Source organism: Athalassotoga sp., assembly GCF_049965695.1.
In the GTDB taxonomy this organism is placed as follows: domain Bacteria; phylum Thermotogota; class Thermotogae; order Mesoaciditogales; family Mesoaciditogaceae; genus Athalassotoga.
This window is the reverse complement of sequence record NZ_JBMFWB010000005.1, coordinates 28,944-44,440: the sequence shown is the minus strand read 5'-3', so window position 1 is coordinate 44,440 and position 15,497 is coordinate 28,944. Positions and strand designations below refer to the sequence as shown.

General features: G+C 39.1%; 13 protein-coding genes. 1 reads left to right on the top strand and 12 read right to left on the bottom strand.

Translation table 11 applies throughout. The annotated features are described in order from the left end of the window. Window positions 1-3 precede the first annotated feature (3 nt). From ACP5NR_RS02535 to ACP5NR_RS02525, 3 genes are all read right to left on the bottom strand, one after another. Window positions 4-1,074, bottom strand: a complete 1,071-nt coding sequence (locus tag ACP5NR_RS02535) for a BMP family ABC transporter substrate-binding protein (RefSeq protein WP_428004573.1) — start codon at window positions 1,072-1,074, stop codon at window positions 4-6. Between the two features lie 12 nt (window positions 1,075-1,086). After that, window positions 1,087-2,142, bottom strand: a complete 1,056-nt coding sequence (locus tag ACP5NR_RS02530; protein ID WP_428004574.1) for a BMP family ABC transporter substrate-binding protein — start codon at window positions 2,140-2,142, stop codon at window positions 1,087-1,089. A gap of 131 nt (window positions 2,143-2,273) precedes the next feature. Beyond that, complete coding sequence (locus tag ACP5NR_RS02525; RefSeq protein ID WP_428004575.1) at window positions 2,274-3,725, bottom strand: 1-acyl-sn-glycerol-3-phosphate acyltransferase; 1,452 nt, start codon at window positions 3,723-3,725, stop codon at window positions 2,274-2,276. Between the two features lie 442 nt (window positions 3,726-4,167). Here ACP5NR_RS02525 and ACP5NR_RS02520 point away from each other — a divergent pair, with 442 nt between their 5' ends. Continuing rightward, entirely contained in the window at window positions 4,168-5,355 is a 1,188-nt protein-coding gene (locus ACP5NR_RS02520) for a sodium ion-translocating decarboxylase subunit beta (protein WP_428005893.1), read from the top strand. On the opposite strand, the gene ACP5NR_RS02515 is transcribed toward ACP5NR_RS02520, so the two are convergent. From ACP5NR_RS02515 to ACP5NR_RS02475, 9 genes are all read right to left on the bottom strand, one after another. After that, entirely contained in the window at window positions 5,352-5,720 is a 369-nt protein-coding gene (locus tag ACP5NR_RS02515) for a ribonuclease III domain-containing protein (RefSeq protein ID WP_428004577.1), read from the bottom strand. The genes ACP5NR_RS02520 and ACP5NR_RS02515 overlap by 4 nt on opposite strands. Beyond that, window positions 5,717-6,274, bottom strand: coding sequence for an aminoacyl-tRNA hydrolase (pth, locus tag ACP5NR_RS02510; protein WP_428004578.1), 558 nt, complete (start codon window positions 6,272-6,274; stop codon window positions 5,717-5,719). Before pth ends, ACP5NR_RS02515 begins: the two co-directional genes overlap by 4 nt. Next, window positions 6,275-6,928 (bottom strand): 50S ribosomal protein L25, encoded by a 654-nt coding sequence (locus tag ACP5NR_RS02505; RefSeq protein ID WP_428004579.1) that lies wholly within the window; start codon window positions 6,926-6,928, stop codon window positions 6,275-6,277. 12 nt (window positions 6,929-6,940) lie between these two features. Further along, window positions 6,941-7,882, bottom strand: a complete 942-nt coding sequence (locus ACP5NR_RS02500) for a ribose-phosphate diphosphokinase (protein WP_428004580.1) — start codon at window positions 7,880-7,882, stop codon at window positions 6,941-6,943. Next, the gene (glmU, locus tag ACP5NR_RS02495) at window positions 7,872-9,227 is read right to left on the bottom strand and encodes a bifunctional UDP-N-acetylglucosamine diphosphorylase/glucosamine-1-phosphate N-acetyltransferase GlmU (RefSeq protein ID WP_428004581.1); all 1,356 of its coding nucleotides are present in this window, start codon (window positions 9,225-9,227) and stop codon (window positions 7,872-7,874) included. The genes ACP5NR_RS02500 and glmU overlap by 11 nt, the downstream gene beginning before the upstream one ends. A 57-nt stretch (window positions 9,228-9,284) precedes the next feature. After that, window positions 9,285-9,851, bottom strand: coding sequence for a Holliday junction branch migration protein RuvA (ruvA, locus tag ACP5NR_RS02490; protein WP_428004582.1), 567 nt, complete (start codon window positions 9,849-9,851; stop codon window positions 9,285-9,287). Next, window positions 9,848-11,161: a bifunctional folylpolyglutamate synthase/dihydrofolate synthase gene (locus tag ACP5NR_RS02485; protein ID WP_428004583.1), complete on the bottom strand. Its 1,314-nt coding sequence runs from the start codon at window positions 11,159-11,161 to the stop codon at window positions 9,848-9,850. Before ACP5NR_RS02485 ends, ruvA begins: the two co-directional genes overlap by 4 nt. Window positions 11,162-11,165: 4 nt before the next feature. Further along, a complete protein-coding gene (locus ACP5NR_RS02480; protein WP_428004592.1) occupies window positions 11,166-13,754 on the bottom strand; it encodes a valine--tRNA ligase in 2,589 nt (862 codons plus the stop codon). Window positions 13,755-13,851: 97 nt separating this feature from the next. Next, the gene (locus ACP5NR_RS02475) at window positions 13,852-15,183 is read right to left on the bottom strand and encodes an MFS transporter (protein ID WP_428005892.1); all 1,332 of its coding nucleotides are present in this window, start codon (window positions 15,181-15,183) and stop codon (window positions 13,852-13,854) included. Between the last annotated feature and the right edge of the window lie 314 nt (window positions 15,184-15,497).

Genomic DNA, 15,497 nt, shown 5'->3' with positions numbered 1-15,497 from the left:
TTTTCACTGATTTGATATTTTTCCAATTACACCTTGAACAAACCATTGAATGGAAAGTAATTGATCGAGTGTTGCAGATTGACCGGCGGGAATCATCAACTTTCCGGATTGATCGTATATAGGGCCTTCAAATGGATTAAATTTACCTAATTTTATCTCATTTTCCATGGCATTCACAAGTTTTTGTACCTGATCAGGAACAAGATTGCTCATAGGTGCAAGTTGTACAAGACCATCTGCCATGTTTCCATAATAAAAACTTGTTTTCCAAGTTCCGTTAAGTACCGATTGCACATTTGGAACGTAGAATGCGGCCCAGTTCCAAATAGGTGCCGTTAAATATGCGTTAGGTCCAAATTGACCCATATTTGGTGAATCATAACCTATCGCGTATATGCCTTTTTGTTGAGCGGCTTGAACTGCGGCAGGTGAATCCTGATGCTGGGCCAAAACGTCGCAACCGGAGTTTATAAGACTTAAAGCCGCTTCCTTTTCGGTAGGAGGATCGTACCACGTGTAAGTCCATACAACCTGAACAGTTGCTTTGGGATTTACCGATCTGACACCAAGCGTGAAAGCATCTATGCCTCTTACGACCTCAGGCGTCGGATAAGCCGCTACAAATCCTATCTTGTTCGTTTTTGTCATTGCACCTGCAACCAATCCGGAAAGATATCTTGCCTGTTCCATTGCACCAAAATATTCGCCGAGATTTGTTGAAGTAGCGTATCCGGAACACATTTCAAAGATCGTGTTCGGGAATTCCTTGGCCGCCTGAATGACCTGATCCATGTACCCGAAACTTGTGGCATATATCAATTTGTATCCTTGCGATGCAAGGGATCTCAAAACGTTAAGAGAAGCAGCACCTTCTGGCACGTTCTCGATGTATTTTATTTGGACCTGATTTCCGAAGGCCTTTTGAATTGCGACAACTCCACCGTCATACTGTGCTTGAGTCCATCCGTTATCATTTATGGGACCAACGAAAATGAAGCCTATCTTCAAAGGAGCAGCAAAAGACAGAATTGCAATGCCGGTTAAAATCATCAAAACCAAAAATTTGCTTTTCACTTTTATACCCCCTTATTTTGGAATATTTCCGATTACACCTTTTACAAACCAGTTCATAGAAAGCAAATCCTGATCAGAAACGCTTTGTCCGGCAGGGACTACGAGTTTTCCAGATTGATCGTAGATGGGTCCTGCGAAAGGATTGAAAGTGTGATCTTTCATTGCTTCTTCCATGGCATTGACCAATTTTTGTACCTGATCAGGGACAAGATTACTCATTGGAGCAAGCCCTACAACACCGGTGTCAAGTCCTCCCCAGAAATTTTGGGATTTCCATGTGTTATCAAGTACGTTTTGAATGTCATTTTTGTAGTAAATGCCCCAATTAAAAACGGAAGCGGTTAAAAAGGTTTTCGGAGCGTAAGAACTTTGATCCGTGTTGTATCCTATGCAATAAACGCCCTTACTTGCAGCGGCCTGAAGCGGAGCCGGAGAATCAGTTTCTGATTTTATCACATCACATCCAGCACCTATCAAAGATAAAGCGGCTTCTTTTTCGGTGGGCGGGTTGTACCAGTCGTTAACCCATACAACCTGAACAGTAGCGTGTGGATTTACCATCTGAACTCCAAGGGCAAAAGCGTTTATTCCCCTTACAACCTCCGGAGTCGGAAAAGCTGCAACGTAGCCAATTTTATTGGTTTTTGTCATCGCACCTGCGACAAGACCACTAAGAAATTCGGGTTCGTAAATTCTGCCAAAATAAGATGACATATTTTGACTGGTAAGATAACCCGAGCAATTTTCGAAGATGACGTCTGGAAAGAGTTTTGCAACTTGTGCGGTTTGCTCCATGTAATCAAAACTTGTCGTGTAGATAACCTTGTAACCGCTTTGAGCGAGTGTTTGCAAAACGTTAACGGCATCTGTCATGGAGACACTTTCAATGTAGGTTGTTTGAATCTTGTCACCGAAGTAATTTTGAACGTAGAGTCGCCCGAGATTTTGAGAATAGGTCCATCCATCATCTCCAACAGGGCCTACGTAAAGGAAGGCAACTTTGAGAGGGCCGGCGAATGCTAAAAAAGCAACCAAAAGCATACTTACCAATAGCAAATACTTTTTCATCCTACTTCCTCCTTTTTGAAAGTTGAAAATACCTGCCGATGGTAATTATTCTTTATATTTGTGAAAGATTAAAAAGATAACATCATTTATTTTCAAAAAGTTACATTTATCGAATAATTTTGAAAATTATATCATACTTTTCTTAGAAAGTCAAAATATTCTTTCCACATAAGAGATGATGTTTTTAAAGGATGAACTATAAAAAGTTCATTTGAAAAGATGTAAATAGATGTATTTGATTCAGTTAAAAAACTTTGAATTTCTGATAACAAAAGTGTCTTATCCCCTATCTCGATTTTAGATTCGTGAAGTGTCATCTTAGATTTTTTCCCGTTAACGATGACGCTATCAGATAAGGGAAGATCTTCAGGAGAGAACTCAATGGAATCATGCAAATTTCTAACCTTTTTAACTGTCGGCGTTAACCATTGGGTACCACATTTAGCACATTCAAAACCATTTTTAAAAGGCTTTACCGATCCAACGGTTTTGCACGAAGGACATTTCCAGATGTACTTTTCTATTCCACGATAATCGGCATATCTTTTATCTTCAAAAGTATCCAAAAAAATGTAATCGATGGCCTTTGAATAATCTTTTGAATCGACTGGTTTTCCTATCTCAACTTTAACTATACCCTTTTGAAGCCCTTTAGCCCACCTTGGCCAAAGCAAATGTGCATCATCTATACGCACAGGTAGAATTGGATTTGGCGACATTTTAAGAAGTCTTACAACACCTTCAGGGATTTCAAGGGGTCGCCCATCCCAATTTCTTTCGCCTTCCGGGAAAATTCCTATTATGCCTCCGCTTTTCATCGTTTTTGTGAATTTCATTATGGCAGGCACATCAACCGTGTATCTCTTTATGGGAAACATGCCAGCCATATCAAAAAACCATGAAAATTTCTCGTAATGAGCGGATGTTATAGGAAAACGTACATAACTGTTAAGTGCATCTATCACAAACAACGGATCCGGATATGATGTGTGATTTGAAATGACAACATAAGGCCCTTCGGGAATATTTTCTTTTCCAATTACTCTAACATCAAAAAAGAAAGGTACTATGAATTTACCCACCAAAAACATAAAAGCATAAAGAAATGGAGGCTCGGTGATGGGATTTACTTTCCATTTTCTCATTGGTAATAAAAAAGGAGTTGAACTTTCGTATGCTTTGGCATCCTGAAATCTATTTACGATATTTTTATCTTCGATTAAAGCATGAACAACGATTAAAATGACGATTGACGCCCATATCCATAATGAAAATAGGTTGAAATACAGAGAAAGACCTAACACGTAAAATATAAAACCTAAATATATCGGATGCCTTGTCATCGAGTAAGGACCGGATCTTACAAGTTTTTTGGGTGGCTTTTCGTTAAAGGGAGTTCCATGCCCGTCCAAAATCAAATATGCCGATGAAATGGCAGACCATAAAAGGCCGATAACGACAAATACCATTGCCCATTTAAAAGTTATCGTGGGAGTCACAAAAAAATCCGTAATTTTGATAAAAAAAATTGGCAAGACGATGATTAAGATGAATTTAAAAATGACCTTCAAATTGCCAATCATTTTGTTCTCCTTAAAATATACCAACAAAAATTCACATTCCGAATCATCGCTCCGACAGGTACCTGCACGGCACGTAGCGCGTGAATTTGACAATTTTCAATTTAGATCTATTCACTCTTCACCATTCACTGATCGAGGCATCCTGCCATCCGCTTCTGTAAATAAGCATTCGGCTTTTAAAGTGAATTCAGCATATAATTTTTTCCAATACTATAACACTTTACCTAATTGTACACCAAAATCGAACAGTGAATGGTATATACCACTTTAGATTTGGAATAATTTTTCATTACCGATTGAAAATGACAAATAAAGGCCAACAAATGAATTGACATTCAACGTTTAAAATGTTAGCATAATTGAGAAATATATTAAACTTTAAGTGTGAAGCATACAAATTAGCGGTAAAAGGCAGCCGGTATATCATAGGGGGATGATTTTAATGTGGGCATTTATGCTTATTCTTGGAATTGCGATTATATTTTTATCAGTGAAATTCAAACTTGAACCCTTGCTTCTCGTTCCAATAGGATTTTTCATCTTCTTTTCCAATATTCCTGGAAATCCTTTAGTCGGTCAAGGAGGACTTCTAACCAATCTTTTTAATCTTTTGATAGGATCTGAATTGCTTCCTTTGTTCATTTTTATATCCATAGGTGCAATGATGGATTTCAATCTGCTTATATCCAATCCGTTTTACACGGTCATAGGAGCCTTCTCGCAGGTAGGAATCTTCTTAACCTTTTTGATGGCAAGTTATTTTGGTTTTGACATAAGATCTGCTGCATCGATAGCTTCAATAGGAACAGCCGATGGGCCAACTTCCATATACGTTACATCTATGCTTAAGCCAGATCTCATAGCACCCGTTTCCCTTGCCGCTTATACTTACGTTTCAATCATACCACTTTTGATTCCGCTAATTTTGAAAATCTTTGTGACAAAAAATGAGATGGAGTCAAACACAAAGGTGAATCAAAATATATCCAAAAAAACTCTCATGATCTTTCCGTTTTTACTTATCTTGTTGGTGGGACTTGTAGCGCCAATGGCACTTCCTTTAATAGGTTTCCTCATGTTTGGCAATTTTTTGAGGATAAATGGACAAACGCAAAAACTCAAAGAAACTGCTGAAAAAGAATTGGCCATGATTTCAACGATTTTAATAGCAATGCTTATAGGTGCAAACATGTCTGCAGATCTTTTTTTCAGATTTGACACTTTGATGATCTTTTCACTTGGCATAGTGGCTTTCATACTTAACCTCGCGTTTGGAGTTTTGGCAGGGAAAATTTTTCATATCTTCGATAAATCTTTCAACCCATCAATAGGGGCATCTGGAAACAGTGCGTTTCCGATGGCATCGAGGGTAGTTCACACTTACGCTCAGCAAAAAAACCGCCATTCTTTTCTGCTACCAGCAGCCTTATCGGCAAATGCAGCAGGACAGATAGCCTCTGCAGTTGCAGGTACATTCTTGCTTCAATCTGTCTTAACCGGAGAACAAAATGTTTATAACGTTGCATTCAGTGCTTTTTGGAAATCTACACTTATAATGATCGCTTTCGGTTTTGCACTTTTCATTTTCGGAAAATTTATGAAAAACAAAACTCAAAAAAGTACGTTTTAATTTTTATCTGTTTTTGGAACAAATGAAAGTATTTTTTCAAGTCGATCCTCTTTGCCAGACAAAAAAAGGTAGCCGACAACACTTTCCAGTGCCGTTGCTTTTCTGTAAAGTGGATCTTTGCTGCGGTATCCTTTGAGATTTCTGCCACGCATCGCTACCGCTTTTTCGTCAATCTCAAGAAATGGTTCCACAAGATCGAACATTGATGCTTGAGATGCTGCGTTGACATGCGCCCGAACATTTTTACTGTCAAATGAAAATCTCAACCTGCAATAAAGTTCGAAAACCGCATCTCCCACGTATGCGAGATCTTTTGTAGAAACTTCTCTGAGATCCTGATTGAATTCAAATCCAAGTTTTTTCATGAAATGACCTTCGAATTGTATTTGTTCATTGCAGACTCAATTCCTTCTTTTAAAATCACAGGTACGGCCTCGACACATATATCGATTACCTGATCGATGATCAAAAATTCTGACGGCGTGAAATGGCCAAGCACATGGTCTACGGCATCTCCTTTTTTGGGACCTATTCCTATTCTAACTCTCGGAAAATTTTGTGTTCCAAGATGCTGAATTATAGATTTGATGCCATTATGTCCTCCGGCAGATCCCGACGGACGTATTCTCAACTTTCCGATTTCAAGATCGAGATCATCGTAAACTACAATCGGAGGATTCACTGGATACAGTGATTTAAAGACAAGTCCACTTTCGTTCATAAAAGTCATGGGCTTTACAACTGAAAGGTTTATTCCATCGATATTTACAGCATAAAGAACATAATCCACCTTTTCCGTAACGCTAAAAGGTGGATATTTCTTTAAGAATCTGTCCACGAAAATGAAACCCACGTTGTGTCTTGTCATGGCATATTTTCTGCCGGGATTTCCGAGACCAAGGACAAAAAAGTCTGACAATTATTTCTCCTCTTTTTCTTCTTCTTCCTCTTTCTTTCCCTTAGTCTTTATGGCTTCCGGTTCAGCAGTTTCTGTAACTTCCGCTGGAGCGGTTACTTCTTCGGCTCGTGGAGCTTTTATAACGGCTATGATGTCTTCGGCATTTTGCAGTATCTTTACGTTGTCAGGCACTTTCAGATCCTTAACTTTCAGGGATTCTCCAATTTTCATCGCAGAGATGTCGATTTTCATCTCTTCGATTATGTTAGACGGTAACGCTTCCCCTTCGATGTCTCTCAGAAGCACATCGAATATCCCGCCGGTTTTGATTCCTTCTGCTTCTCCAACAAACTCAACAGGTATTTTAAACCTCATATGTTTGTTTGGATCGGGTTCGTAAAGATCAACGTGTATTATCTTTCCACTTACCTTGTGAAATTGAACTGATTTTACGAAAACATTTCTTTCTTCAGCAGTTCCATTCAAATCGACGGTAACGTGAACTGGCGTTGTCTCCTTTGCTTTCGAGATCAAAGACTCAATCTCACCTTCCAACAATTGAACATTTAGATTGCCATGATTCGGTCCGTAGATAACGGCGGGTATTTTCCCATCTTTGATGAGATTTTTTGCCTTACCGTTTTCTCTAACTTTGGCTTTAAGTTGAACAGCCATTCAAATTCCTCCTTACTTAAACAATATGCTAATTGACAAACTTTTTCTTATTCTTATCATTGCTTCGCCGAAAAGGGAAGCAACGGAAACCACTTTTATTTTATCGGGTAATTCATCGTGCGCAATCGTGTCTGTGACGTAAATCCTGTCTATTTCAGATTTATCAAGCATCTCAAGTGAATTTTGAGAAAACAATCCGTGTGTTGCGCATGCAATTACCTTTGTTGAACCTTTTTGTTTTAAAAGTTTTGCACCTTCGATCAAAGTTCTTCCCGTATCTATCATATCATCAAACATCACGGAAGTCATTCCTTCCACATCACCGATGACATGAAGCACCTCTGCAACATTCTCCTTCGGTCTTCTTTTGTCAAGAATGGCAATCGGTAAACTCATCTTTTCGGCAAATTTTCTGGCACGCTTAACCGCTCCTATGTCCGGAGATACAACGACTGTTTTATCTTTATCGAGATTTTCATGTTTCTTTAAACTATCGACGAAAACCGGAAATGATTGAAGGTTGTCAACGGGTATATCGAAAAATCCTTGAATTTGTTCACTGTGGAGATCCATCGTGAGAATTCTCGTTGCTCCGGCAGTTGTCAAAAGATTTGCGACAAGTTTGGCGCTTATCGGATCTCTCCCGCGCGCTTTTCTGTCTTGCCTTGCATAGCCATAGTAAGGAATTACCACGGCTATCGTGTTTGCGGATGCACGTTTTAAAGCGTCTATTATTATCAAAAGTTCCATAAGGTTATCGTTAACGGGTGGAGAGGTTGATTGAAGGAGAAAAACATCATGACCTCTAACCGTCTCTTCTATCCTCATGTTTATTTCTCCATCGGCAAAATGTGTGATCTCAACGTGTATCGGATTGACATTGGTGTAAGCGCAAATTCTTTCAAGCAAAGGCTGATTCGAAGAGCCACCAAGAATCTTCATTTCATTTTTCATCGGACGAATCTCTCCTTTTTTTCAAGACCCATTCTTCTTTGTTTAACTGTTTTGCCCTTCCAAGGGCAAGGGCATATGCCGGCACATCATCGGTTATCGTAGATCCAGCACCTATCAAAGCCCCATCACCTACTTTCACAGGCGCAACAAGTGCCGTGTTAGATCCGACGAACACATTTTTGCCAATGAAAGTTTTATTTTTTCTGACACCATCGTAATTGCAGGTTATTGTTCCAGCCCCGATGTTTGTATCTTCCCCGATTGTGGCATCACCCAGATACGTAAGATGCTGAGATTTAACGCCTTTCGAAAGATGTGAATTTTTTACCTCAACGTAATTTCCAATTTTAACGTTATCTTCTATGAATGTTCCGGGTCTCAAACGGGAAAAAGGTCCTATTGAACAATTATTTCCTATGACGGATCCGCTACAATCAGATCTGATCACAAAAGTATTGTTGCCGACCGTACAATCAACTATCGTCGTCTCTGGGCCAATTGAGGCATTCGATGAAATTCTACTTTTGCCATAAATGAAAGTGAAAGGCTTCAAAACAGCACCGGATTCAACGATGACGTCTGGTCCCACAAAAGTTGTTTGCGGATCTTCTATCGTAACACCCGCATCCATTAAGGCATCGTTTATATCGTCCTTAACATTTTTTATAAGCGTCGCAAGTTCTTTCTGTGTATTCACACCCAAAACGCTATTTGAATTCTTAACCTGAACTGTCTCTACAGCATATCCTCCTGCCAAAAGAATTTCAACAGCGTCGGTAAGGTAATATTCTCCTTTTTTGTTGTTGTTTTTTATTCTGTCAAGAGCGTAAACCAAAGATTCAGAATCAAAAGCATATATTCCGCTGTTTATCTCTTTTATCTTTCTAATATCATCCGTGGCGTCATTTTCCTCCACGATCTTGATCACTTTTCCATCTTCTCTGACTATTCTTCCATACCCAAAAGGCGTTTCCAAGATGGCCGTTAAAATCGTCATATTCGCTTTTGATTCGAACAGAGAACTTACCACTTCACCTGAAATTAAAGGTACATCACCGTAAAGTATTACCACCTTGCCGTTTAAAAAATTTTTTGCCGCTTTTACAGCATCGGCCGTACCGAGTTGCGATTCTTGAATAAAAACCTTTACATCGCTTGGAATCAGGGGATAAACCAATTCGGCACCATGTCCCAGAACAACTCCGATTTCGTCAGCCTTAGCCTCTTTTGCCACGTCTATCGTCCAGTTTAAAAGGGGTTTGCCAAGCACCTCATGAACAACTTTTGGCCTTGGTGAATTCATTCGCTTTCCAAGTCCAGCGGCAAGTATCAAAACCTTTTTCAATTCGATCACCCTTCGAGATTATACAACTTTTTTTCAAAAACTTACAAAATTTACAAATCAGACCTTTCTTACAGTTGAAAGTGCGATTTTAACTATATCTTCAAGTTCCCGCGCCCCTGAATCGATTGCCCTTTTAACGGCGACAAAGGCTTCGTTACGGGAAAAGCCTAACGCTATCAAAGTTTCAACCGCTTCCCCAAGTTTTAAATCCGATCTGCCTATTTCTTTTATCTTTCCAGATAATTCCAATATGATCCGCTCGGCCGTTTTTTGTCCTATGCCGGGAAGTGAACTCAAAAATTTAACGTCTTTTGATTCCACAGAAGTTGAAAGTGTTTCAAGATCGATAAAATCCATGATCTTGAGTGCGTTTTTCGATCCTATTCCATTTACGCTTACCAACATATCATAAAGATATCTGCGCTCTTCACTTAAAAAGCCTATGAGTTCAATGGGTTCAGCCTCTTTTGCGTTTTCACGTATGTAAACCAAGATATCCTGACCTTCTTTTAAATTTTCGATCTCTTTCAACGCAAAAAAGACTTCGTAGACGACATTCCCAGTATCAATCGCGATGGAATTGGTGCTTTTTCTTGTTATCGATCCGCGAAGTGCCCAGATCATTTTTCCGACCTCACACCTCTAAGAAAACTCCTTGCAAAACCAACTGTGTAAAAGGATCCTGTCACAACGGCAATTGAATTTTCCTGTTTTGAAACGTTCATGCAAATTTCTGTCGCATCTTCTATATCTCTTATAAAGCCAACGTTATCGTAATTCTTAACAGCCCAGTTGTAAATTGAAAACGGATCGAAGGCCCTTTCGTTCTTGGGAGATGTTATGTAAATACGCTTAAAAATGGGATCCACTATATCGATCATACGTTTGTAATCTTTATCGTTCAAAATGCCAATTACAGCGTTGATTTCACGGTTTGGAAAATAAAGTTTTAAATTTTTCCTAAGCATTTCCATTGCTGGGGCATTATGAGCGACATCCAAAATAACCGTTAAATCTGATGGAAACCACTCAAATCTGCCTTCCCACGGAATCGTGAAGATCGTTTTGTAAATTTTTTCTTCGTTCATTTTTACAAATCCGATTTCGTCAAGATATTCAAAAACTGCCAAAGATATCGCCATGTTGTTGATGGCTGCGAGACCGTTCATCCTCGTTTCAAGTGACAAATTCCATCTTTTGCCAACGAAATCAAAAGCATTTCTTGCAAATTCTATTCTTTTGACGATGTATCTGAAATCTCTCCCGATTCTTCTAACTTCAGCGTTCATTTCTCGGGCTTTTGCTTCTATTATCTTAAGCGGTTCATCCTTGAATTCACCTGTTATAACCGGCGAGTTTTCCTTTATTATGCCGGATTTTTCAAAGGCTATTTGAGACAGGGTATTACCGAGCACGTTCATGTGATCGTAATCCACAATCGTTATAACCGAGCACAGCGGATCATCGACGACGTTTGTAGCATCAAATCGACCACCCATTCCAACTTCGGAAACAACCACATCGACTTTTTGCAATTTGAAATACAAAAAAGCCATAGCAGTTACAATCTCAAAAAAAGTAGGTTTCATGCCAGGCACTTTCGACATTTCCTCTGCTTCCTTTGAAACTATCTCATACATAGAGACGCTATTTTCTTCAGATATGAAAAGGTCATCTATTCTTATCCTTTCTCTGAAAGATTCGAGATGCGGAGAAAAATAAGTACCCACTTTAAGACCATGAACGGTCAACAGTTTACCTATCGTCCTTGTTACGGTCCCCTTCCCGTTCGTGCCTGTAACATGAATGTATTTAAATTCTTTTTGAGGATTCCCAAGTCTTTCCAACAATTTTTCTATTCTGTCAAGGCCCAGTCTTATCTTATTTTCCGGGTGAAAGGAAAATAATTTTTCTACCATTTCTTCGTATTTCATCAAATCATTCCTTTAACTTTCTGAGTGTGTTATCAAGTCTCTTAAGGGTTTTTTCGATCTCAGATTTTTCATTTTTGGCCTTTTCAACAATCTCCGGAGAAGCCTTTTTCAAAAATTCATCATTTGAAAGGCGAGAATCGAGTTTCCTAAATTCTTCAGCGGCTTTGACTATTTTGGAATTCAACCGAACTATTTCGCCGTTGAAATCAAAGTGTTCGTCCATAACCACAAATATTTCCATATCCGAATTCATGGCCGCCGTCATACCTTTTTTTGGCTTTATTCTCGCAGTCTCGACGCTGTAAGCATTCACAAGCCTTGATATGTAAAGTTCAAATGGAGAGTCTTTTGGCCAGTTTGACTTGCCAACCATCACGACATTTATCTTGGAAGCAGGAGGCAAATCAAGATCGGATCTTACATTCCTTATGCCTCTTACTGTTTCCATAAGGAAATCAAAGCCATCGTCTTCAAAATAAAACTCTGGTTTTTCGATCGGCCAACTGGCGTTTATCAAAAAGCCATCAAAGAAATTTGACCAGATTTCTTCTGAAATGAAAGGCATAAAGGGATGAAGCAACTTCAAACTTTGTTGCAAAACGTGGAGCAGTACCTGCTGGGTATTTTCTTTGAGTTTTGGATCTTCAAGTTGTACCTTTGAAAGTTCTATATACCAATCACAGAAATCGCCCCAGAAGAAATCGTAAATTCCATGGGCTGCTATGTTGTAGTCATAGGATTCAAGGGCAGTTGTGACGTCTTTTATGACCATGTTAAGTCTTGATAAAATCCATCTATCAGCCATCGTTAAACCCTGAAAATGCTCAATTTTTACATTTTGTGTGTTCATCTCAACGAAATGACTTGCATTCCATATTTTATTGGCAAAATGCATGTAAGATTCAAAGGCACGTTCGTCAAGATTTATATCTCTGCCCTGAGCCGCAAGCATTGCAAGTGTCATTCTCATCGCATCTGCGCCGTATTTCTGTATAACTTCATTTGGATCTATTCCATTTCCGAGAGATTTTGACATCTTCTTTCCAAATTTGTCACGAACAAGTTGGTGAATGTAAACATCGTGAAATGGAACTTCATCCATGAATTCAATTCCCATGACTATCATTCTTGCAACCCAGAAAAAGATTATGTCAAAACCCGTTACAAGTAAATCGGTGGGATAAAATTTTTTGAGATCCTCTGTTTCTTCGGGCCAGCCAAGAGTCGAAAATGGCCATAGTGCCGAAGAAAACCATGTGTCAAGCACATCGGTATCTTGATGTATATGGGTAGAACCGCAAAATTCGCATTTTTCAGGATCAGTTTCGGATACGGTAAGATGACCGCAATCATCGCAATACCAAACAGGAATTCTGTGTCCCCACCAAAGTTGCCTCGATATGCACCAATCGTGAATATCTTCCATCCAGTTCAAATAGACCTTTTCCCACCGTTCAGGGTGAAATTTAACCTTTTCTTCTTTAACCGCACGTATTGCGGGTTCGGCAAGAGATTTCATGCTGACAAACCACTGATCGGATATTTTAGGTTCAACCGAAGTATGGCATCTGTAACAATGTCCGACGGAATGATCGTATTTTTCAACTTTAACGAGATATCCGCCGTTTTTAAGATCGGAAACAATTGCTTTTCTGGCTTTTTCTCTACTCAATCCTTTGTATGGTCCGTCAAAAGATATTTTTGCCTCGTCATCAAGTATCTCTATTGCTTCAAGTTTATGTTTTTTACCAATTTCGAAATCATTTGGATCATGTGCCGGAGTAACTTTCAAAGCACCTGTACCGAAGGTCATATCCACGTAATCGTCCGATATCACGGGAATAACACGACCGACAAGCGGAAGAACAGCATTTTTTCCGATGATATCTTTATACCTTTCATCTTTTGGATTAACAGCGATTGCCGTGTCACCCAGCATCGTCTCCGGTCTTGTCGTTGCAATAACAACGTTCCCACCAGATTCGAGTGGATAATTTATATAATAAATTTCCGAATGTTCGTTTTCATATTCTATTTCTTCGTTAGACAGAACGGTGCCGCAACTCGGGCACCAATTTATCATGTATTTACCTTTATATATAAGCCCTTTTTTGTAAAGAGAGACGAACACTTTTCTTACGGCCTTGCTCAGTCCTTCGTCAAGCGTAAATCTTTCTCTCGACCAGTCACAGGAAGCACCCATTGATTTAACCTGATTTTTTATCTTATCTTTATATTCTCGGGCCCATTCCCACGTTGTTTCAAGAAATTCATCGTAACCCATTTCTTCTTTTGTTTTTCCCTCCGAGGCAAGTTTTTTTACGATTATATTCTGAGTTGCAATACCCGCATGATCTTCTCCCGGCACCCACAAGGTTTCCTTGCCTTTCATTCTTTGATATCTTGTCACAACGTCTTGGAGTACTATGTTAAGTGCATGACCGACATGAAGTACATTGGTTATGTTCGGTGGCGGGATGACCATGGAAAATTTTCCGTTCCCCGGATGCGGAGCAAAAAATCCATTTTCTTCCCATTTTTTGTACCATTTTTTCTCGCTTTCTTGAGGCAAATAAAACTTATCCAAAAAAATCGTGGCCGTTAGACCACTCCCTCCCTTCAAAACAGAACCATCACAAATGATCTTTCAATGTATACTATACTTACTCATGTAAATTTGATCAAGTATATCATAATTTTTCTTGAGCGGCCAAATTGCTTTGCGATTTATCGCCCTTTCCATCGTTCGACATCTCTTCGATTTTTTCTTTTGAAATAGGCATTGCCGTGTTCAATCTATGTATAAATCTTTCTCCCAAAAATAGAACTATTATTCCAACCACAAAAGAGGTTACATATCCAAATTCAAGCGCTATGTATCCGGAAATGAAAGAAGCCACTATTACAGCAAAATTTATGACAACGTTGAATAGTCCTATTATGCGGCCGCGATCTGTTGGAAGTGCAAGATTTGTAACGTGCACCGTGGTAGGTATGTAAAAGAAAGGCCATGTAAATCCAATTATCAAGAACGCAACGATCGTGATCCAAATTCCGATTGGGATAATGTATCCGGAAATCGCTATTGAAGAAAACAAGACAACCCTTGTCCAAAGTGCAGTCCTTACAAGAATTGAGTCTTTGACTTTGTTTGCAATTTTGTTTGTCAAAAAATATGCCGTATTGGTGAGAATGTTGTTTAAACCGTATATCATGAAAATCGTGCCGCTGCTTATCCTTAAAACCTCATTTAAGTATATCGAGAATATCGAAAAAATCATATTTGCACCGAAAAAGATCATGAATATACTTATCATGTATCTTCCCGTTTCAACCTTAAACCCCCTTAAGTTAAAGGAAAAAAAGACGTTATGGGGTATCGCGGCGAGGTGATCGGCAAGAGAATGCATGTTTGGGAAAAATTTCTTGGTTTTGAAAGTTCTCAAAAACTCTTGCTTTTTTATATATCCCGAAGATAGAATGGTCGATACGATTAACAACAAAGATGATATTATGAATACAAATCTCATCTTTTGGGCACTTTGCGTTATAAACGGAAAGTAAGAAAGCCAAAAACCTCCTATGAACGTACCTATCGTAACGCCAACGCTGTTAAAAAGGTTCATGGTATTTATTCTTTTTCGGTAAAGGTTTTCATCGAATTTTTTGTTCAAATATACCGTTATGGCAGGGCCCATCATAGCGGCAAAGATACCAAGTACCAATGCAAAAACGTAATAAAAATATATATTCGCAACTATTGCCATCAACACCGTCACAACTGCATCCGCAAGTGCACTTACGAAAACGACTTCAAAAAAGCGTTGGTACTTGTCGAGGATAACACCGATCATCATGGAACCGAACAAATTTCCGAGAGCGTAAAATGCAGAAGCGACACTTCCGCTGGCGACATTTCCTCCCAACCCTATCACGACAAAAAGGCTTATAATAACGCCTATTGCTCCGAAAGCTGCTCCTTGAAAGCCAAAAGATACAAAAAGTCTTCTTAACTCATTCAAAATTCTATCCCCTTGAAACTTGATTGAATTTATACTGAGCCAACTTTAAATTCCGAATCATCGCTGCGGCAGGTACCTACAACGGCAGATAGCATGTGGCTCGTAGCACGTAGAAAAGAGATTAGAGTTTAGACATTAGAGATGGTTCGTAACGCGTGACGCGTAATCTGCGATTGAAAGAGTCTTTTACTGTTCACTCTTCACACGTCACTTCTCACCAATTGAGGCATCCTGCCCTCCGCTACGGTAAATAAACATTCGGCTTTTAAAGTGAACTAAATATACAATTGTATTATATCCTAAACTACTTTTAA

Excerpts from the sequence above, each read along its gene's own strand:
- ACP5NR_RS02530 (WP_428004574.1), bottom strand. The coding sequence starts at position 2,142 with ATGAAAAAGTATTTGCTATTGGTAAGTATGCTTTTGGTTGCTTTTTTA.
- ACP5NR_RS02525 (WP_428004575.1), bottom strand. The coding sequence starts at position 3,725 with ATGATTGGCAATTTGAAGGTCATTTTTAAATTCATCTTAATCATCGTC.
- ACP5NR_RS02520 (WP_428005893.1), top strand. The coding sequence starts at position 4,168 with ATGTGGGCATTTATGCTTATTCTTGGAATTGCGATTATATTTTTATCA.
- ACP5NR_RS02515 (WP_428004577.1), bottom strand. The coding sequence starts at position 5,720 with ATGAAAAAACTTGGATTTGAATTCAATCAGGATCTCAGAGAAGTTTCT.
- ACP5NR_RS02505 (WP_428004579.1), bottom strand. The coding sequence starts at position 6,928 with ATGGCTGTTCAACTTAAAGCCAAAGTTAGAGAAAACGGTAAGGCAAAA.
- ACP5NR_RS02500 (WP_428004580.1), bottom strand. The coding sequence starts at position 7,882 with ATGAAAAATGAAATGAAGATTCTTGGTGGCTCTTCGAATCAGCCTTTG.
- ruvA (WP_428004582.1), bottom strand. The coding sequence starts at position 9,851 with ATGATCTGGGCACTTCGCGGATCGATAACAAGAAAAAGCACCAATTCC.
- ACP5NR_RS02485 (WP_428004583.1), bottom strand. The coding sequence starts at position 11,161 with ATGAAATACGAAGAAATGGTAGAAAAATTATTTTCCTTTCACCCGGAA.